This window comes from Stenotrophomonas sp. AN71, from assembly GCF_050435725.1.
Taxonomy (GTDB): Bacteria; Pseudomonadota; Gammaproteobacteria; order Xanthomonadales; family Xanthomonadaceae; genus Stenotrophomonas.
Genome location: NZ_JBNDKU010000001.1, coordinates 594799 through 614943, shown reverse-complemented (window position 1 = coordinate 614943; position 20145 = coordinate 594799). Strand labels below are relative to the sequence as shown.

General features: G+C 65.6%; 14 protein-coding genes. 7 read left to right on the top strand and 7 right to left on the bottom strand.

What is annotated here, in order from left to right:
* Positions 1 to 138 precede the first annotated feature (138 nt).
* The 3 genes from ABH900_RS02655 to ABH900_RS02645 all read left to right on the top strand — a co-directional run bounded on the left by ABH900_RS02655 (position 139) and on the right by ABH900_RS02645 (position 4391).
* Complete coding sequence (locus ABH900_RS02655; RefSeq protein ID WP_429620997.1) at positions 139 to 1284, top strand: HD domain-containing phosphohydrolase; 1146 nt, start codon at positions 139 to 141, stop codon at positions 1282 to 1284.
* Positions 1281 to 3458 carry a response regulator gene (locus ABH900_RS02650; RefSeq protein ID WP_429620996.1) on the top strand — a complete coding sequence of 726 codons (2178 nt, stop codon included), beginning with the start codon at positions 1281 to 1283 and terminating at the stop codon, positions 3456 to 3458. The genes ABH900_RS02655 and ABH900_RS02650 overlap by 4 nt, the downstream gene beginning before the upstream one ends.
* Before the next feature lie 135 nt (positions 3459 to 3593).
* Positions 3594 to 4391: an alpha/beta fold hydrolase gene (locus tag ABH900_RS02645; protein WP_429620994.1), complete on the top strand. Its 798-nt coding sequence runs from the start codon at positions 3594 to 3596 to the stop codon at positions 4389 to 4391.
* Positions 4392 to 4462: 71 nt separating this feature from the next.
* Here ABH900_RS02645 and ABH900_RS02640 read toward each other — a convergent pair whose 3' ends face one another.
* From ABH900_RS02640 to betI, 5 genes are all read right to left on the bottom strand, one after another.
* Positions 4463 to 5335, bottom strand: coding sequence for a crotonase/enoyl-CoA hydratase family protein (locus tag ABH900_RS02640; protein ID WP_429620992.1), 873 nt, complete (start codon positions 5333 to 5335; stop codon positions 4463 to 4465).
* 161 nt (positions 5336 to 5496) lie between these two features.
* On the bottom strand, positions 5497 to 7173 hold the full coding sequence (locus ABH900_RS02635) for a long-chain fatty acid--CoA ligase (RefSeq protein ID WP_429620990.1): 1677 nt from the start codon (positions 7171 to 7173) through the stop codon (positions 5497 to 5499).
* Between the two features lie 219 nt (positions 7174 to 7392).
* A complete protein-coding gene (betA, locus tag ABH900_RS02630) occupies positions 7393 to 9075 on the bottom strand; it encodes a choline dehydrogenase (RefSeq protein WP_429620988.1) in 1683 nt (560 codons plus the stop codon).
* Positions 9076 to 9176: 101 nt separating this feature from the next.
* Positions 9177 to 10649, bottom strand: coding sequence for a betaine-aldehyde dehydrogenase (betB, locus tag ABH900_RS02625; RefSeq protein ID WP_429620985.1), 1473 nt, complete (start codon positions 10647 to 10649; stop codon positions 9177 to 9179).
* A 38-nt stretch (positions 10650 to 10687) separates the two neighbouring features.
* Entirely contained in the window at positions 10688 to 11278 is a 591-nt protein-coding gene (gene betI / locus ABH900_RS02620) for a transcriptional regulator BetI (protein ID WP_429620983.1), read from the bottom strand.
* Positions 11279 to 11447: 169 nt separating this feature from the next.
* On the opposite strand from betI, the gene ABH900_RS02615 reads away from it, so the two are divergent.
* Entirely contained in the window at positions 11448 to 12998 is a 1551-nt protein-coding gene (locus ABH900_RS02615) for a BCCT family transporter (RefSeq protein WP_429620981.1), read from the top strand.
* A 187-nt stretch (positions 12999 to 13185) separates the two neighbouring features.
* Here the strand turns inward: ABH900_RS02615 and acnA are convergent, their stop codons facing one another.
* Complete coding sequence (gene acnA, locus ABH900_RS02610; protein ID WP_429620979.1) at positions 13186 to 15939, bottom strand: aconitate hydratase AcnA; 2754 nt, start codon at positions 15937 to 15939, stop codon at positions 13186 to 13188.
* A 393-nt stretch (positions 15940 to 16332) separates the two neighbouring features.
* Positions 16333 to 16692: an outer membrane protein assembly factor BamE domain-containing protein gene (gene bamE / locus ABH900_RS02605; protein WP_429620977.1), complete on the bottom strand. Its 360-nt coding sequence runs from the start codon at positions 16690 to 16692 to the stop codon at positions 16333 to 16335.
* Between the two features lie 188 nt (positions 16693 to 16880).
* Here bamE and ABH900_RS02600 point away from each other — a divergent pair, with 188 nt between their 5' ends.
* From ABH900_RS02600 to acnB, 3 genes are read left to right on the top strand one after another with little or no spacing between them, the layout of a single operon-like run.
* Positions 16881 to 17105 carry an AbrB/MazE/SpoVT family DNA-binding domain-containing protein gene (locus ABH900_RS02600; protein ID WP_429620975.1) on the top strand — a complete coding sequence of 75 codons (225 nt, stop codon included), beginning with the start codon at positions 16881 to 16883 and terminating at the stop codon, positions 17103 to 17105.
* Between the two features lie 6 nt (positions 17106 to 17111).
* Positions 17112 to 17510 carry a type II toxin-antitoxin system VapC family toxin gene (locus ABH900_RS02595; protein ID WP_008267153.1) on the top strand — a complete coding sequence of 133 codons (399 nt, stop codon included), beginning with the start codon at positions 17112 to 17114 and terminating at the stop codon, positions 17508 to 17510.
* Between the two features lie 43 nt (positions 17511 to 17553).
* The gene (gene acnB, locus ABH900_RS02590; RefSeq protein ID WP_429620972.1) at positions 17554 to 20145 is read left to right on the top strand and encodes a bifunctional aconitate hydratase 2/2-methylisocitrate dehydratase; all 2592 of its coding nucleotides are present in this window, start codon (positions 17554 to 17556) and stop codon (positions 20143 to 20145) included.

Sequence of the window (20145 nt, the reverse complement as noted above, 5' to 3'; positions counted from 1 at the left end):
ACTCGGCGTATCGTTATTGCACTACCTTGACGCCTGTTGTGGCTTGATCGGCGCCAAGGGGAGTGCACAGTGTGGAGAGCCCGCTTCACAATGTGATGACGATCATGAACCGGGACGCATGACACGGGAGTCAGGCCGATGCAGGGTGCGAGCGTTCGCAGCGGCAGAGTATCCTCGCCTGCTGATGATCCGGCGTGGTCGAAAAACCAGGCGGAGTACGCGTTGAACATCGTCATTGTTGACGACCAGACGTCCGCCCGGACGATGCTGCGTCACGTCATCGAGGACATCGCGCCGGAACTGAGCGTGTATGACTTCGGCGATCCGCTGACCGCATTGGCCTGGTGCGAGGCGCACCCGGTCGACCTGTTGCTGCTCGATTACCGCATGCCGGAAATGGATGGGCTGGAGTTCGCCCGCCGTTTCCGCCGCCTGCCCAAGCACCGTGACATTCCGGTGATCCTGATCACCGTGGTCGGCGACGAGCCGATCCGGCAGGCGGCACTGGAAGCGGGCGTCATCGATTTCCTGGTCAAGCCGATCCGTCCACGCGAACTGCGCGCACGTTGCTACAACCTGCTGCAGCTGCGTCAGCAGACCGAGAACGTGAAGCAACGCGCGCTGTCGCTGGAGCAGCGCCTGCTGGCCAGCATGCACGAGGTCGAGGAGCGCGAGCGCGAAACCCTTTCGCGACTGGCGCGGGCGATCGAGTTCCGTGATGCCGGCACCAGCGCCTACCTGGAGCGCATGGCGCGCGTGGCCGGCCTGATCGCCGACCAGCTGGGGCTGCCCGAGGATGACGTGCGGCTGATCGAAATGGCGGCGCCGTTGCACGACATGGGCAAGATCGCCATCCCCGACGCGGTGCTGCTCAAGCAGGGCAAACTCAACGACGAGGAGCTGGCGATCATGCGCCGGCATCCGCGCATTGGCCATGAACTGCTCAGTGGCAGCCAGAATCGCTTCATCCAGGTGGGTGCATTGATCGCCTTGCGCCATCATGAGCGCTATGACGGCAGTGGTTACCCGGATGGGCTGGTCGGCGATGCGATTCCGCTGGAGGCGCGGATCGTCGCCGTTGCGGATGTCTTCGATGCCCTGATTTCGCCCCGTCCGTACAAGGAAGCATGGACCATGGAAGCCACCCTGGCTTATCTGTACGCCCAGCGTGGCCGTCTGTTCGACCCCCGGTGCGTGGACGCGCTGCTGCGCGGCCGCGAACAACTGGACCAGATCTGCGCCGAGCATTCGATGGCCTCCGCGCGTCCGGGGCTGGGCGCGTGAAACGCGTGTTGTCGCAGCTGAGGCTGCGCCTGTCCCAGCGCCAGGACAGTGAGCATGGCCAGCAGATCGTCCGCATCGCGCTGATCAGCCTGATCCTGGCCTACGTGCTGCTGCCGGCACCGCGCCACGACCTGCCGCACGCGCAGTACGTGGGTGTGCTGGCGATCGTGCTGACCGGCCTGAGCCTGTCGCTGCTGTTGTTCGGCTGGTTGCTGTGGCGGCCGGCGCGCTCCGATCCTCGCAGGGTGCTTGGCATGTTGGCCGACTACGGCCTGATCGCGGCCGGCATGGTGCAGATGGGCGAGCCGCTGGCCTGGGTCTACATCGTGGTGATGTGGGTGACGGTCGGCAACGGCATGCGCTTCGGCAACCACTATCTCTACGTGGCGGTGGCAATGGCAATGGTCAGCTTCGGCAGTACCGTGCTGCTGACGCCGTACTGGGAACAGAATTTCCGCCTGGCCATCGGCCTCTGGCTCGGCCTGGCTGCGGTGCCGCTGTATTTCTCGACGCTTCTGCGGCAGCTGACCGAGGCGATGGCCGAAGCGCGCCGGGCCAGCGAGGCCAAGAGCCGCTTCCTGGCCAACATGAGTCATGAATTCCGCACCCCGCTCAATGGCCTCAACGGCATGACCGAAGTGCTGGCAACCACGCGCCTGGACGATGAACAGCGCGAGTGCCTGAACACCATCCAGGCCTCCTCGCGCAGCCTGCTGGCGCTGGTGGAAGAGGTGCTGGACATCTCCGCCATCGAGGCCGGCAAACTGCGGGTGGTGGCCGAGGATTTCGCATTGGCCGATGTGATCCAGGCGATCGGGCTGATCCTGCTGCCGCAGGCCAAGGCCAAGCGTCTGGACTACCGGGTGAAGGTTGCCGATGGTGTGCCGCCCCGGCTGCGTGGCGATGTAGGCCACCTCCGGCAGATCCTGCTGAACCTCGCCGGCAATGCGGTCAAGTTCACCGACCACGGCCGCGTCGAGATCCGTGTCGGTGTGGTGCACGCCGATACCAGTGGCGCAGTGCGGCTGCGCTTCGACATCATCGACACCGGCATCGGCGTGGTCCCGGCCATGCGTCCGCGGCTGTTCGATGCCTTCGAGCAGGCCGACGTCAGCATGGCGCGGCGCCACGAGGGTACCGGCCTGGGCACGACCATCGCCAAGGGGCTGGTCGAAGCCATGGACGGTGATATCGGCTATCTGGAAAACCCGCCGCGCGGCAGCCATTTCTGGGTGGAACTGCCGTTCGCGCCGCCGCAGCCGATGGTGCCAGGTGCGGTGCCGACCCTGGCCGGCGGCGAGGAGACCGGGCCGGGCGGCAATGTGATTGCTTTCGCCGATCCGTTCCTGCGCCATCGCGCGCGGGTGCGCAGCATGCAGATCCTGGTGGCCGATGACCACGAAGCCAATCGCATGGTGCTGCAGCGTCTGCTGCAGAAGGCCGGCCACCGCGTGCTGTGCGTGGATGGCGGTGAAGCGGTGCTGGACGCACTGGCTGACAGTGAGTACGACGCGGTCATCGTCGACCTGCACATGCCGGGCATGAGTGGCCTGGACATGCTGAAGGAACTGCGCGTGATGCAGGCCGGTGGCGGTCCGCGCACGCCGGTGCTGGTGCTCAGTGCCGATGTCACCCCTGAGGCGATCCAGCGCTGTACGCAGGCCGGCGCGCATGCGTTCCTGGCCAAGCCGGTCGTGGCGGTGCGCCTGCTCGACACGCTGGCCGAGATTGCCAACAACGCCCAGTTGAAAACCATGGCCGCACCCGCGGTGCGGACCACGGCGCCGGTGCTGGATGGCGTGCTCGACAGCAGTGTGCTGGATGAGTTGGCCTCGCTGGGGATGGGGGAGGGCTTCGAGCGCGAGTTCATCCGCCAGTGCATGGAGGATGCCGCGACCTGCATGGGCAAGGCCGACCAGTCCGGTGAGGCCGCGCAGTGGGACGTGTTCCGCGAGCAGGCCCACGCGATCAAGGGCGTGGCGAGCAACCTGGGGCTGATGCGCGCGGCCAACCGTGCTGGCGAGCTGATGCGGATGGCCGACTGGCAGCTCAAGGCCGAATGGCGCACGCGCCTGAGCATCCTGCACGATGCCGTGAAGGAAGGCCGACGCGCACTGGAGGCACGGGCCGAACGGCGCCTGCGCGGCGCGGCCGATGATGGTGAGGCGCGCTGAATGCGGGTGCTGGCCGGAAAACGGCTGATTGATTGTCGCCTGCGCGGTTGATAGCATGCGGGCCTGTTCAAGACGCCCTCCCGGTCCGCCGGGAGGGCGTCTCGTTTTGGTTCCCCTTCATTTCAAGGAACCGGCATGAACACGCTCCCCGATACCCGCGCACCGGCCAACCGTGGCCTGGGTCATGTGCTGCACGGCCACGGCCCTCGACGCGTCATGGTGCTGCACGACTGGCTGGGCGACCACACCGGCTACGCGCCGCTGTTGCCCTGGCTTGACGGCAGTGCCTTCACCTACGCCTTCATCGATCTGCGCGGTTACGGCCGCTCGATGGGCATGCGGGGCGATTACAGCCTGATGGAGATGGCGGCCGACTGCCTGGAACTGGCCGATCGGCTGGAATGGTCGCGCTTCCATGTCATCGGGCATTCGATGACCGGCATGCTGACCCAGCGCTTGGCAGTGGATGCGCCGCAGCGGATCGCCAGCGCGGTCGCGGTCTGTCCGGTATCCGCCGCCGGCAACCGGCTGCAGGGCGAGGCGCTGGCGTTCTTTGCCAGCACCACCACCGATGATGCCGCGCTGCGCAGATTGTTTGCCTTTGTGTCCCCGGGCCTGCCGGCATCCTGGGTGGAGGCGAAGCTGGAGTGCAACCGTCGCAACGTCGCCGCATCCTGCCGGCTGCCGTACCTGCGTACGCTGGTGGAAGCGGATTTCGTGGATGAGGTGCGCGGGTTGCGCACTCCCTTCCTGGTCATCATCGGCGATCGTGATCCTGGATTGGATGCCCCGGCGATGCAGAGCACCTTCCTGGCCTGGCATCCGGTGGCGGAACTGCAGGTGCTTGGCAATTGCGGGCACTACCCGATGCAGGAATGCCCGCCGCGCCTGGCTGCGGTGATCGAGGCGTTCCTGCTGCGCCAGCAGGATTGAACGAGACCGGGAGCGCGGATAAAAAAAGCCCGGTGGCCAACCGGGCTTGAACCCTTCTGGGGGAGGGTGAATCAGGCCGCGTCGAGACTGGCGCGACGGGTCTGGGCCTTGATCAGGCGATCCATGGTGCGCAGCGAGCGATCGCCGAGGGCGAGGGCGGAGTCGACCCAGACCTTGGTGATCTCCAGCAGTTCATCGTAGCTGACCGGTTGGGCGATGCCGCGTGCCGCGTTCATTGCCAGATACGACTGCGGGATGCGCTGCTGCTGGCGGATCAGGTCTTCGACTGCGGCACGGCCTTCGCCCTTCTTCACCAGTACGTCGACCACGCCCATCGCGTACATTTCCTCGGCGCTGTAGACCCGGCCGTCGAGGATGATCTTCTCGGCCAGGTGCGGGGACACCCGCCGGCACAGGAACGAATAGGCACCCATGCCCGGGAACAGGCCGAACAGCACCTCCGGCAGGCCCAGGCCGCTGCCTTCCTCGGCCACGATGGTGTGGCAGGCCAGGGCCATTTCCAGTCCGCCGCCCAGCGCATCGCCCTGGATCAGCGCGATCGAGCGGATGTCGCCGCCAAAGCCGGTATGCAGATGGTGCACGCCTTCCACGCAGCGCTGGGCGTAGGTCAGCAGGAGGTCGCGGTTGCCTTCGCGGATCAGGCGGGTGAACAGGTCCAGGTCGCCGCCCAGGTTGTAGGCGGCGGCATCGGAGGCCAGCACGAAATGCCGTAGCTTGCCGCTATGGCGCTCGGCCGGGCTGCGGGTGATGGCGCCCATGTAGCTCCACATCTCGTCCAGCATGTCCTTGCGGCAGCAGGGACGGATGCCGGTGGTGGCATCGGCATGCATGAACAGCCAGTGGGCAGCGCCATCGGCGCTGTCTTCGGTACGGATGGTGGCAAACGGCGAGCCGCTGGTGGGCAGCTTTTCAATGGTGCTCATGGAAGGGTCCTCGGCATGCGGCCCGCAGAGTCAGGTGGGTGGCCGGCGGGCCGAACGGTCCACACACGCGGCGATGCTACACCGCCTCCAGGGCGACGCATGCGAAAGGGCCCAGGACGTTTCCGTCCCGGGCCCGATTCCGTTCAAGTTGCCGAAAACCCTTACTGGGCGGGCGTATCGCGGAGTTCGCGACGGAGAATCTTGCCGACGTTGGTCTTCGGCAGCTCCTTTCGGAATTCGACGATTTTGGGGTGCTTGTAGCCGGTCAGGTTGGCCCGGGCATGCTCCTTGACCATTTCGGCGGTCAGGTTCGGGTCCTTCTTCACGATGACCACCTTCACCACCTCGCCGGACTTCTCGTCCGGAACGCCGACGGCGGCCACTTCCAGCACGCCCGGCATCATCGCGATCACGTCCTCGACTTCATTCGGGTACACGTTGAAGCCGGACACCAGGATCATGTCCTTCTTGCGGTCGACGATGTAGAAAAAGCCCTGTTCATCCATCTTCGCCATGTCGCCGGTATGCAGCCAGCCATCGGCGTCGATGGCACTGGCGGTCTCCTCCGGGCGCTGCCAGTAGCCCTTCATCACCTGCGGGCCCTTGATGCACAGCTCGCCGACCTCACCCAGCGGCAGGATGTTGCTGTTGTCGTCCTTGATGCAGGCATCAGTGGACGGGATCGGCAGGCCGATCGAGCCGTTGTACTCGGTCAGGGTGAGCGGATTGATGCAGGCCGCCGGCGAGGTCTCGGTCAGGCCATAGGCCTCGACCAGGGTCACGCCGGTGGTCTTCTTCCAGCGCTCGGCCACAGCACGCTGCACCGCCATGCCGCCACCGAGGGTGACCTTCAGCGACGAGAAATCGACGGTGTCGAAGCCGGGCGTGTTGAGCAGGCCGTTGAACAGCGTGTTGACGCCGGTGATCGCAGTGAAGCGCACCGACTTGAGCTCCTTGACGAAGCCCTTCATGTCGCGTGGGTTGGTGATCAGGTGGTTGCAGCCACCGAACTTCATGAAAACCAGGCCGTTCGCGGTCAATGCGAAGATGTGGTACAGCGGCAGGGCGGTGATGATCCACTCCTTGCCCATCTCGATGCCCGACGCGCTGATCCAGGCCGAGGCCTGCTGCATGTTGGCGATCAGGTTGCGGTTGGTCAGCATCGCCCCCTTGGCCACGCCGGTGGTGCCGCCGGTGTACTGCAGGAAGGCGATGTCGTCATGGTCGATCTCGACCTTGGTCAGGCTGTGGCGGCTGCCGAGCTTGAGCGCCTGCCTGAAGCGCACCGCACCCTTGAGATGGTAGTTGGGCACCATCTTCTTGATGTACTTCAACACGAAGTTGACGATCACGCCCTTGGCGCCGAGCAGGTCGCCCAGGCCGGTGGTGATCACGTGCTTGACCGGCGAATCGGCGATGACCTGCTCGACGGTGTCGCCGAAGTTGTCGACCACCACCAGTGCGGTCACGCCGGCATCCACCAGCTGGTGCTTGAGCTCGCGCGCGGTATACAGCGGATTGACGTTGACCACGGTCAGGCCGGCACGCAGCACGCCGAAGGTGGCGATCGGGTACTGCAGGCAGTTGGGCATCATCAGGGCGACGCGGTCACCCTTCTTGAGCTTGAGCTCGCCCAGCAGGTACGCCGCGAACTGTTCGACCAGTGCATCGGTCTCGCCGTAGGTGAGCACCTTGCCGAAGCTGGAGTAGGCGGGGCGGTCGCGGAATTTCGCGACGGAAGCGTCGAAGACCGAAGCTACCGAATGGAACTCGTTGACGTCGATTTCGGCGGGAACGCCTTTCGGATAGCTCTGTAGCCAGGGACGATCCAGACTCATATTCCCCCTCCAGGAATCGTGATGTAGTAGGTCCGGCCCTGAGCGTATCGACAATGGCCGGTCATTGCAGCATACCCCGCCGTAGGGAAAACGCGAAGAGGCCCCGAAGGGCCTCTTTGCTCGGTAGTGCCGGCCGCTGGCCGGCATCTGCCGCAACCGGGATGTCGGGCAATGCCGGCCAGCGGCCGGCACTACCGTGGCCCGCGGGGGCCGCATGCGTCAGCCCTTGTTGCGCACCGGTGCGCCGTTGGCCTTGTAGTACGGCGCGGTGCTGCGGGCCAGCGGGGTGCGGCCGCGGATCATGTCGGCCAGCTTCTCGGCGATCATGATGGTCGGCGCATTGAGGTTGCCGGTCACCACCTGCGGCATGATCGAGGCATCGACGATGCGCAGGGCTTCCAGGCCATGCACGCGGCCCTGGCCATCGACCACCGCCATCGGATCATCTGCGTGGCCCATCTTGTTCGAGCACGACGGGTGATAGGCGGTCTCGGCGTGCTCGCGGACGAACGCATCGATCTGCGCGTCGGTCTGCAGCGCGCTGCCCGGCGAGATTTCGCGGCCGCTGTACGGTGCCAGCGCCGGCTGCCCGAAGATCTCACGGGTGATGCGGATCGCCGCGCGGAATTCGCGCCAGTCCTGATCATGCGACATGTAGTTGAACAGGATGCTGGGATGTTCGCGCGGATCCTTGGAGCGCACGTGGATGCGGCCGCGGCTGGGCGAACGCATCGAACCGACGTGCATCTGGAAGCTGTGCGCCTTGATCGGGTTGGAGCCGTTGTAATTGATCGCCACCGGCAGGAAGTGGTACTGCAGGTTCGGCCAGTCGAACTCGGCATCGCTGCGGATGAAGCCGCCGGCCTCGAACTGGTTGCTGGCGCCGATGCCGGTGCCCAGGAACAGCCACTCGGCGCCGATCGCCGGCTGGTTGTGCAGCTTCAGTGCCGGGGCCAGCGACACCGGCTTCTTGCACTCGTACTGCAGGTACATCTCAAGGTGGTCCTGCAGGTTGGCGCCGACGCCGGGCAGGTGGTGCACCAGGTCGATGTCCAGGCTGCGCAGCAGGTCGGCCGGGCCGACACCCGAACGCTGCAGGATCTGCGGCGAGGCGATCGCGCCGCCACACAGCAGCACTTCGCGACGTGCGGTGGCACGCTGCGGCTGGTCGTTGTGCAGCCACTGCACGCCGACCGCGCGCTTGCCCGAGAACAGGATGCGGTCGGTCAGCGCGTGAGTGACGATGGTCAGGTTCGGGCGCGGCTTGGCCAGGTCCAGGTAGCCACGGGCGGTACTGGAGCGACGGCCCTTCGGGGTCACCGTGCGGTCCATCGGGCCGAAGCCTTCCTGCTGGTAACCATTGAGGTCGTCGGTGCGCGGGTAACCGGCCTGCACACCGGCCTCGACCATCGCAGCGAACAGCTCGTTGTTGCCGGCCTTCGGCGTGGTCACGCGCAGCGGGCCGTCGCCACCGTGATAGTCATTGGGGCCAATGTCGCGGGTTTCCGCCTTGCGGAAGTACGGCAGGCAATCCAGGTAGGTCCAGTCCTCAAGGCCCGGCATGCCGGCCCAGTTGTCGTAGTCCATCGCGTTGCCGCGGATGTAGCACATGCCGTTGATCAGCGACGAGCCGCCCAGGCCCTTGCCACGGCCGCAGTCCATGCGGCGGTTGTTCATGAAGGGCTCGGGATCGGTCTTGTACGCCCAGTTGTAGCGCTTGCCCTGCAGCGGGAAGGCCAATGCCGCCGGCATCTGGGTACGGAAGTCGAGCCGGTAGTCCGGGCCACCGGCTTCCAGCAGCAGCACGCTGACATCGGCATCTTCGGTGAGGCGGGTGGCCAGCACGTTGCCGGCCGAGCCGGCACCAATGATGATGTAGTCGTACTCGTTGTGGGTGCTCATGGATGTCTCCTGCAGGCCGGGACACGCTGCATGCAGGCGTCCCGGCGGAATGTCGGATCGGCGCGGTGGCCGGACGATGGGGCGGGCTCAGGGCGCGCCGATCAGAACACGCTGGCGTAGTCGCCCAGCTCGACCTGCACCGACTTGATGCGGGTGTAGTGGCCGAGGGTCGAGATGCCGTTCTCACGGCCGACACCGGATTCCTTGTAACCACCCACGGGCATTTCGGCCGGCGATTCACCCCAGGTGTTGATCCAGCAGATGCCGGCTTCCAGGCGATGGATGATGCGGTGGGCGCGGCTGACGTCCTTGCTGACCACGCCGGCGGCGAGGCCGAAGGTGGTGTCGTTGGCACGACGCACCACTTCATCCTCGTCGTCGTAGGCGAGGATGCTCATCACCGGCCCGAAGATCTCTTCGCGGACAATCGTCATGTCATCGCGGCAGTCGGAGAACACGGTCGGCAGCACGTAGGCGCCGTTGGCCAGCGCACCTTCGGTGGCACGGCCGCCGCCGGTCAACAGGCGCGCGCCTTCGGCCTTGCCGCTTTCGATGTAGCGCAGCACGTTTTCCATGTGCGGGAAGCTGGTCAGCGGGCCGAAGTTGGTCTCGGCGGCCATCGGGTCGCCAATGCGGATGCGCTTGACGCGCTCGACAACGGCGGCCTCGAAGGCGGCCAGCATGCTGCGCGGCACGAACACGCGGGTGCCGTTGGTGCAGACCTGGCCGGAGCTGAAGAAGTTGGCCATCACCGCGATATCGGCGGCGCGGTCCAGGTCGGCGTCATCGCAGATCACCAGCGGCGACTTGCCGCCCAGCTCCATGGTCACTTCCTTCAGCGACGAGGAGGCGGCACTGGCCATCACCTTCTTGCCGGTGGCGACGCCGCCGGTGAAGGAGATCTTCTCGATCACCGGGTGCTCGGTCAGCCACTGGCCGATCTCGCGGCCCGGGCCCTGCACCACATTGAACACGCCGGCCGGCACGCCGGCTTCGGTGTAGATCTCGGCCAGCCTGATCGCGGTCAGCGGGGTCACTTCCGACGGTTTGAACACCATGGCGTTGCCAGCGGCCAGGGCCGGGGCCGACTTCCACATGGCGATCTGGATCGGGTAGTTCCAGGCACCGATGCCGGCGACCACGCCCAGCGGCTCGCGGCGGGTGTAGAAGAAGCTCGATTCGCGCAGCGGCAGCTGGATGCCTTCGATGGCGGTAGCCAGGCCGGCGTAGTACTCGACCACATCGGCACCGGTGACGATGTCCACGGTGGTGGTTTCGGCCAGCGCCTTGCCGGTGTCCAGGGTTTCCAGGTGGGCCAGTTCGTCGTTGCGCTCACGCAGGATCTCGACGGCGCGGCGCAGGATGCGCGAACGTTCCATCGCGGTCATTGCGGCCCACACCTTCTGGCCTTCGGCCGCGCTCTGCACGGCGCGCTCGACGTCGGCCTGGCTGGCCACCTGCACTTCGGTGATCACTTCACCGGTGGCCGGGTTGACGGTCTTGAAGGTCTTGCCGCTGGTGGCATCGACCCGCTGGCCGTGGATGTAGAGCTGTTGGACGGGCAGGGTGGTCATGGGGCGTACTCCTTGGAAGGGGGCGGGTGCTGAAGCGCTTATAGCGCGTCAGCCTGCAACTGGAAGTCGATGTAGCCGTAAGCGATGCGCCGGGACTTCTCGGCGTTGAACTGGCCGCCGACCAGGCTGCCGCGCAGCCATAGGCCGTCGATCATGGCGGCCAGCCCACGGGCGGCCAGGCGGGCCTGCGGGTGCGGCAGCAGGCGGTTGAATTGGTGGCACAGGTTGGAGAACAACCGCTGGTCGTTGGCGCGCTGCAGGCGGGCCAGTTCGGGCTGGTGCATGCTCGCAGCCCAGAAGGTCAGCCAGACGCGCATCGCGGTGCCGTTGATCTGGCTGTCGTCGAAGTTGCCATCGACGATGGCGCGCAGCTGGTCGCGCGGGTCGTCGCCAACATCGGCGCGGTAGCGGGCGACGGCGTCCTTCAGCTCGCGCAGGATCTGCCGCATTGCAGCATTGAGCAGGCCGTCCTTGTCGCCGAAGTAGTGGGCGACGATGCCGCTGGACAGCCCGGCCTTCTTCGCGATGGTGGCGACGGTGGCATCGGCCATGCCGATCTCGTCGATGGTCTGGAAAGTGGCCCGGATCAGCTGCTCGCGGCGGACCGGTTCCACGCCTTTCTTCGGCATTGTCTCTCCACGGATTGCGACCCGAAGGATCGGGCTGCCCGCCATTATGCTTTTTATTGATTGAACGTTCAATCAATAAACCCTAGGATGCGCTCGCGCCCCACGCCATGGGCCCGGTTTACCGGTCCGGCCCCGCCCATGTGCTCCCTCGGACTGATGAGACGACCCCATGTCTTCCCTGGCTCATCCCAAGCGTTCGCCCCTGCGCTTGAACCGTTTTGTCTTCTTCAGCTCCTCGGTGTCGATCGGCATCCTCGGGCTGCTTACCGTTCTCTATCCCGAAGGCAGCGAGCATTGGCTGCAGTGGGCGCAGGCCGAGGTGTCGGCGGCGTTCGGCTGGTGGTACATGCTGCTGATCGTGCTGTGCCTGGGCTTCGTGCTGTGGCTGGCATTTTCGCCGTATGGCCGCATCCGCCTCGGCCACAACGAGGAATCGCCGGCCTTCGGCTACGTCGCTTGGGTCTCGATGCTGTTCTCGGCTGGCATCGGCATCGCCCTGTTGTACTACGGCGCTTACGAGCCGCTGGACCATTTCCTCCGCCCACCCGGGCAGCCCGGTGGCACTGTTGCCGCCGGCCGCGAGGCGATGGTGCTGACCTTCCTGCATTGGGGCCTGCACGGCTGGGCGCTGTACGCGCTGGTCAGTGTGGCGCTGGGCTACTTCGCCTACCGGCGTGACCTGCCGCTGGCGCTGCGCTCGGCGTTGTACCCGATCTTCGGCGAGCGTATCCATGGCCGTATCGGCGACATGGTTGATGGCTTCGGCATCCTGGCCACGCTGATCTCGATGGTGACCAACCTCGGCATCGGCGCGCTGGTGGCGCAGTCCGGCCTGGTCTACCTGTTCCACATCCCGGACACGCCGCAGGTACTGGTGGCCATCGTGCTGGTGATGATGGTGGTGGCCACCATCGGCGTGGTGGCGGGTGTGGAGAAGGGCATCGCCTGGCTGTCCAACCTCAACGTGCGCCTGCTGTGCGGCCTGCTGCTGTTCGTGCTGGTCACTGGCCCGACCCTGCACCTGTTCGACGGCCTGATGCAGAACACCGGCGATTACCTCGGTGCATTCGTGCGCAAGAGTTTCGACATGTACCTCAACGACCCCAAGGGCCGTGAGTGGATGGGGTCGTGGACGCTGTTCTACTGGGCGTGGTGGATCGCCTGGGCGCCGTTCGTCGGTCTTTTCGTGGCGCGCATCTCGCGCGGCCGCACCATCCGCGAAGTGATCATGGGTGTGCTGCTGATTCCGCTCGGCTTCACCCTGGCCTGGCTGTCGATCTTCGGCAACACCGCCATCGACCTGGTGCTCAACCACGGACAGGCGATCCTGGGCGAGGTGGCCCAGCACGATGCGGCGATGACGCTGTTCAAGCTGCTGGAGTACCTGCCCGCCGCGCCGTACGTGGCCGGTGCCGCGGTGGTGATCGGTTTCGTGCTGTTCCTGACCCCGGTCGATTCGGGCACGCTGATGATCGCCAACCTGTGCACGCGCCGTGTCGATGACGGCGTGGAGGATGGCCACGACGCGCCGATCTGGCTGCGCGTGTTCTGGGCGGCGGGCATCACCGTGGCCAGCGTCGGCCTGCTGCTGGCCGGCAACTTCAGTGCGATGCAGACGGCCGTGGTGCTGTGCGGCCTGCCGTTCTCGTTCATCCTGGCGCTGTACATGTGGGGCTTGCTGAAGGCGCTGCGCACCGACCCGGATGCCCCGCGCCGGTGATCGGGCATCCGGTGGCTATCCCGATGCCGCCGGTGATGCAGTAGAAGCCAGGCCATGCCTGGCTGCGGTGAAGCAGAAAGGGCCGGATCCGTGAGGATCCGGCCCTTCTTCTTGTAGAGCCGAGCCCATGCTCGGCTGATGCTGTGGCGATGTAGCCGAGCGCGGGCTCGGCTCTACAGTTGATGCGTTACTTGCTGGCCAGCTGGCGCAGCACGTACTGCAGCAGGCCACCATGACGGAAGTACTCCACTTCCTTCGGGGTCAGCAGCATCACTGAGGCTTCGAAGGTCTTTTTCGTGCCATCGGCCTTGGTCGCGGTGACCGTGGCGCGCTTGCTGGCGCCATCCTGCAGGCCGGTGACATCGATCACTTCCGAACCGTCCAGGCCCAGGGTCTGCGCGTTCTCGCCGTTGCGGAACTGCAGCGGCAGCACGCCCATGCCCACCAGGTTGGAGCGGTGGATGCGCTCGAAGCTTTCGGCGATGACCGCCTTCACCCCCAGCAGCAGGGTGCCCTTGGCCGCCCAGTCGCGCGACGAACCGGTGCCATACTCCTTGCCGGCCAGCACCACCAGCGGCACGTTGTCGGCCTTGTACTTCATGGCCGCATCGTAGATCGCCAGCTTCTCCGGCTGGCCACCGCCGGCAGGGTAGTACAGGGTGTTGCCACCTTCCTCGCCGCCGAACATCAGGTTCTTGATACGGATGTTGGCGAACGTGCCACGGACCATCACGTCATCGTTGCCGCGACGGCTGCCGTAGCTGTTGAAGTCGGCCGGCTGTACACCGCGTTCCTGCAGGAAACGGCCCGCTGGAGAATCCTTCTTGATGTTGCCGGCCGGGGAGATGTGGTCGGTGGTGATCGAATCGCCGAACAGGCCCATCACGCGTGCGCCGTGCACGTCGTCGATGCTGCCGGTCTGCATGGTCATGCCATCGAAGTACGGCGGGTTCTTGATGTAGGTGGAGGCATCGCTCCACTGATACAGGTTGCCGTCCGGCGAGGCGATGGTGTTCCAGCGGGTATCCCCCTTGAACACGTCGGCGTAGTTCTGCTTGAACATCTCCGGCCCGATGGTGGCGGCGATGACGTCGCCGATTTCCTTGTTGCTCGGCCAGATGTCGCGCAGGAACACCGGCTGCCCATCGCTGCCGGTGCCCAGTGGCTGGGTGGTCAGGTCGATGTCGGTGGTGCCTGCGATGGCGTAGGCGACCACCAGCGGCGGGCTGGCCAGGTAGTTCATCTTCACTTCGGGGTGCACGCGGCCCTCGAAGTTGCGGTTGCCCGACAGCACCGAGGTGACCACCAGGTCGCCGGCGGCGATGCCGGCGCTGACTTCGGTCGGCAGAGGGCCGGAGTTGCCGATGCAGGTGGTGCAGCCGTAGCCGACCACGTAGAAGCCGATCTTCTCCAGCTCCTTCAGCACGCCGGCCTTTTCCAGGTAATCGGTGACCACGCGGGAGCCCGGGCCGAGCGAGGTCTTCACCCACGGCTGGCGGTTCAGGCCCTTGGCCGCCGCGTTGCGTGCCAGCAGGCCGGCACCGATCATCACCGCGGGGTTGGAGGTGTTGGTGCAGGAGGTGATGGCGGCGATGACCACTGCGCCGTCCTTCAGCCGCACCTTGCGGTTCTCGATCTCGATGTCGGCGAAGCCCTTGGCCAGCTGCTCGTTGCCGACCGCCGCACCACCACCTTCATTGACGAACGAGGAGACATCGTCGCTGCGCTTGTCACGGTTGGCAGTCATGCCGACCAGCGCTTCGCGGTAGTTCTTCTGCACGTCTTCCAGCAGCACACGGTCCTGCGGGCGCTTCGGGCCGGCCAGCGATGGCTTCACCGTGCCCATGTCCAGTTCCAGCGTGGTGCTGTACTGGGCGTGCGGGCTGCCCGGCTCGTGCCACAGGCCCTGCGCCTTGGCGTAGGCCTCGACCAGGTTGATCTGCTCTTCGCTGCGGCCGGACAGGTGCAGGTAGTTCAGCGATTCGGCGTCGATCGGGAAGATGCCGCAGGTGGCGCCGTATTCCGGAGCCATGTTGCCGATGGTGGCGCGGTCGGCCAGCGGCAGGTGTTGCAGGCCCTCGCCGTAGAACTCGACGAATTTGCCGACCACGCCCAGCTTGCGCAGCATCTGGGTGACGGTCAGCACCAGGTCGGTGGCGGTGGCACCTTCGGGCAGTTTGCCGGTCAGCTTGAAGCCGACCACCTGCGGGATCAGCATCGACGACGGCTGGCCGAGCATGGCGGCCTCGGCCTCGATGCCGCCCACGCCCCAGCCGAGCACGCCGATGCCGTTGATCATCGTGGTGTGGCTGTCGGTACCGAACACGGTATCGGGGTAGGCCACCGCCTTGCCGTCCTTGTCCGCGGTCATCACCACGCGGGCCAGGTTCTCCAGGTTCACCTGGTGGACGATGCCGGTGTTGGGCGGCACCACCTTGAAGTTGTCGAAGGCCTTCTGGCCCCAGCGCAGGAAGCCGTAACGCTCCTGGTTGCGCTGGAACTCGATCTTGCCGTTGAGGTCCAGCGCATCGGGCTTGCCGAACACGTCGACCTGTACCGAGTGGTCGATGACCAGCTCGGAGGGAATCTGTGGGTTGATCTGTTCCGGCGAGCCGCCGAGCTTGACCACCGCGTCGCGCATCGCGGCGAGGTCGACCACGCAGGGCACGCCGGTGAAGTCCTGCAGGACCACACGCGCCGGCATGAAGGCGATCTCGGTGTCTGGTTCGGCGGCCGGGTTCCAGCGGGCCACGGCCTCGATGTGGTCGGGGCCGACGGTGGCGCCGCCGTCCTCATGCCGGAGCAGGTTCTCCAGCAGGATCTTCATCGAGTAGGGCAGGTGGGAGATATCGAAGCGCTGGCCCAGCGTGGGCAGGCTGAAGTAGTCGTAGGTCTTGCCGCCGACATTCAGCTGGCTGCGGGTGGAGAACGAATCGCTCATGCGGGGTAACTCCTTCTTGCGGATGGCTTGCAGTGGCTCGCGTAAATACGGGCCTGCTTGCGTTGGCCGACAGTCCGTGCCGCCGGGCAGGAGGCCAGTATGGCCGATGCCGTCGGGGCCGCAGAAGTGCGGGCTCAGAACGCAAGGTTATATATTCGTATGTAGTTTTCGTGTCATGGCAGCGCCGGAATCCAGGGCGGCCTGACAGGCTCCAGGCGGTGCTGAGCGGGTGCACCGGAGCGATAGAGTGGCGGCATGTGGCCGCAAGGTCCGGGAGGGTTCGCAAGGACCGTATGGGATGCCCGTGGCCGGGATTGGTTGGCGAGCGTGCGGTCGAAGTGCGCGGGCACGCGCCGGCGCGCTGCTGGCGGGCAGTGCGCCGGTCAGTGGCAATCAGCCGCCCAGGAACGGGTTGCCGGTCTTTGCCGGAGCTGCACCCTTGGACTTCACTTTGAGCACGTTGTCCTTGCCGAATTCGAAGACGGTCGATTCCTGCACGTTCTTTCCGAAGTGCTTGATCTTGGCGTAGTCGTAGTACCAGACCTGGGTATCGCCCAACTGCTCGCGACGCGTCGGGGCTCCGAACTTCTCGCGGACGTGGTCCTGCGTAGCCTTGCCCACCTCCAGCTCGTCCATCTGCTTCTGGGTGATTTCGGTACCCGTGGTATGGGCCGCGAACGGATTGGCATGGGCCGAGGTTGCGGTCATGACCAGTGGCGTGGCCAGGAACAGGGCCAGAGTGAATGCGCGCATGGAACTTCCTTTTATGACGGAGGGGTCGAGCGGTGCGCCGGACGTCCGGCCCGGCGGCAGCAAGCGCTGCTGCGTCATCAGTCTAATGGGCAAATGCGACTGATTCCGGTTCAGGATCACAGTTCGGTCGGTTTGTGGCAGATGCGTCAGGTATGTATAATTCATACATACTTTTTGAGGCGTACCCCATGGAAGCCACTGTTGCAGAGCGCGGACAGATCACCCTGCCCAAGGCCGTGCGGGATGCCCTTGGCCTGACCAAGGGCACGCTGCTGAAGGTCGAGCTGGACGGCAGCCGCATCATCCTGCGCAAGAGTGTTGACGATGCGATTTCACGGGCGCGCGGCAAGTTCGCGCTGGACGGCTTCGAATCGTCCGACGCGGCCGTGCGTTCGGTGCGCGACGAGAACTGATCGGTGATGATCGCCGTCGATTCGCCGGTGCTGGTCGAACTGCTCAGCAATGGCCCGCAGGCCGATGCGGTGGAAGCCATCCTCCGGCAGAGCCTGGTCGGTGGCCGCGTGGTGGTCTGTGGCGCGACCCTGGCTGAAGTCTGCGCATCGCTGCGCGGCGGGGCCGAAGTGCTCGAAGCGCTGGAAGAAATGGGCGTGCACTTCAACCCGATGGAGGCCAAGTCGGCGCTGCGTGCCGGCGAAATGCACCGCCGTCATCGCCAGCGCAGCGGCAGCCGCCGCAGCCTGGACGAATTCATGGTCGGCGCCCACGCACTGCTGCAGTGCGACGGCCTGATCACCTGGAACGACACGTTTTACCGCGACTACTTCAAGGGCCTGAAGCTGATCGTGCCGCAAGCCTGAGCCCACTTTGTTATTTCAACCTACGCATTACCCGGGAGTTGTCATGTTGGAAGCCTACCGCCACCACGTCGCTGAGCGCGCTGCGCTTGGCATCCCGCCCCTGCCGCTGACCGCGCAGCAGACGGCCGATGTCATCGAACTGCTGAAGAACCCGCCGCAGGGCGAGGCCGAGTTCCTGCTCGACCTGCTGACCCACCGCGTGCCGGCCGGCGTCGATGACGCAGCCAAGGTCAAGGCTTCGTACCTGGCAGCGATCGCGCTGGGCAGCGAGCAGAACCCGCTGATCACCCGCGAGCGCGCCACCGAACTGCTGGGCACCATGCTCGGCGGTTACAACGTCGCCCCGCTGGTGCAGCTGCTGGACGACGCCAGCGTCGGCACCATCGCCGCCAACGGTCTGAAGAAGACCCTGCTGGTGTTCGATGCCTTCCACGATGTGCAGGAGAAGGCAAAGGCCGGCAACGCCAACGCCCAGTCCGTGCTGCAGAGCTGGGCCGACGCCGAGTGGTTCACCAGCAACCCGGAAGTGCCGCAGAGCCTGACCGTCACCGTGTTCAAGGTGCCGGGCGAAACCAACACCGACGACCTGTCGCCGGCGCCGGACGCGACCACCCGCCCGGACATTCCGATGCACGCCCTGGCGATGCTGAAGAACAAGCGCGACGACGCGCCGTTCACTCCGGAAGAAGATGGCAAGCGCGGCCCGATCCAGCAGATCCTGTCGCTGAAAGACAAGGGCCACCTGGTGGCCTACGTCGGCGATGTGGTCGGCACCGGTTCCTCGCGCAAGTCGGCCACCAACAGCGTGCTGTGGTGGACCGGCGATGACATCCCGTTCATCCCGAACAAGCGCGCTGGTGGCGTCTGCCTGGGTTCGAAGATCGCTCCGATCTTCTACAACACCATGGAAGATGCCGGCGCGCTGCCGATCGAGCTGGACGTGTCGAAGATGGAGCACGGCGATGTGGTCGAGCTGCGTCCGTACGAAGGCAAGGCGCTGAAGAACGGTGAAGTGATCGCCGAGTTCCAGGTCAAGTCCGAAGTGCTGTTCGACGAAGTGCGCGCCGGCGGCCGCATTCCGCTGATCATCGGCCGCGGCCTGACCGGCAAGGCGCGTGAAGCGCTGGGCCTGGCCCCGACCGACCTGTTCCGCCTGCCGGTGCAGCCGGTCGATACCGGCAAGGGCTTCTCGCTGGCACAGAAGATGGTCGGCCGCGCCTGTGGCCTGCCGGAAGGCCAGGGCATGCGCCCGGGCACCTACTGCGAACCCAAGATGACCTCGGTCGGCTCGCAGGACACCACTGGACCAATGACCCGTGACGAGCTGAAGGACCTGGCCTGCCTGGGCTTCTCGGCCGATCTGGTGATGCAGTCGTTCTGCCACACCGCCGCTTACCCGAAGCCGGTGGACGTCAAGACCCACCACACCCTGCCGGAGTTCATCTCCACCCGTGGCGGCGTGTCGCTGCGTCCGGGCGATGGCGTGATCCACAGCTGGCTCAACCGCATGCTGCTGCCGGACACTGTCGGTACCGGTGGCGACTCGCACACCCGTTTCCCGGTGGGCATTTCGTTCCCGGCCGGTTCGGGCCTGGTCGCCTTCGCCGCTGCCACCGGCGTGATGCCGCTGGACATGCCGGAGTCGGTGCTGGTGCGCTTCAAGGGCACGATGCAGCCGGGCGTGACCCTGCGTGACCTGGTCAACGCGATCCCGCTGTACGCGATCAAGTCGGGCCTGCTGACCGTGGCCAAGGCTGGCAAGAAGAACATCTTCTCCGGCCGCATCCTGGAAATCGAAGGCCTGCCGGAACTGAAGGTCGAACAGGCCTTCGAACTGTCCGACGCCTCGGCCGAGCGTTCGGCCGCCGGTTGCTCGGTGCGCCTGAACAAGGAACCGATCATCGAGTACCTGACCAGCAACATCACGCTGCTGAAGTGGATGATTGCCGAGGGTTACCAGGATCCGCGTTCGCTGCAGCGCCGCATCGAGAAGATGGAAGCCTGGCTGGCCAACCCGGAGCTGCTGGAGCCGGATGCCGACGCTGAGTACGCCGCTGTCATCGAGATCGACCTGGCCGATATCCACGAGCCGATCGTGGCCTGCCCGAATGATCCGGACGACGTGAAGACCCTGTCCGAAGTGGCCGGCGCCAAGATCGACGAAGTGTTCATCGGTTCGTGCATGACCAACATCGGTCACTTCCGCGCCGCTGCCAAGCTGCTGGAAGGCAAGCGTGACCTGCCGACCCGCCTGTGGGTGGCCCCGCCGACCAAGATGGACGCCTCGGAGCTGACCAAGGAAGGCGTGTACGGCACCTTCGGCGCCACCGGTGCACGCATGGAAATGCCGGGCTGCTCGCTGTGCATGGGCAACCAGGCGCAGATCCGTGAGGGCTCCACCGCGATGTCGACCTCCACCCGTAACTTCCCGAACCGCCTGGGTCGCAACACCAACGTGTACCTGGGCTCGGCGGAACTGGCGGCGATCTGCTCGCGCCTGGGCCGTATCCCGACCAAGGAAGAGTACATGGCCGATGTGGGCGTGATCGCCGCCAGTGGCGCGGAGATCTACCGCTACATGAACTTCGACCAGATCGAGGAATACCAGGACGTGGCCAAGACGGCCGCTGCCTGA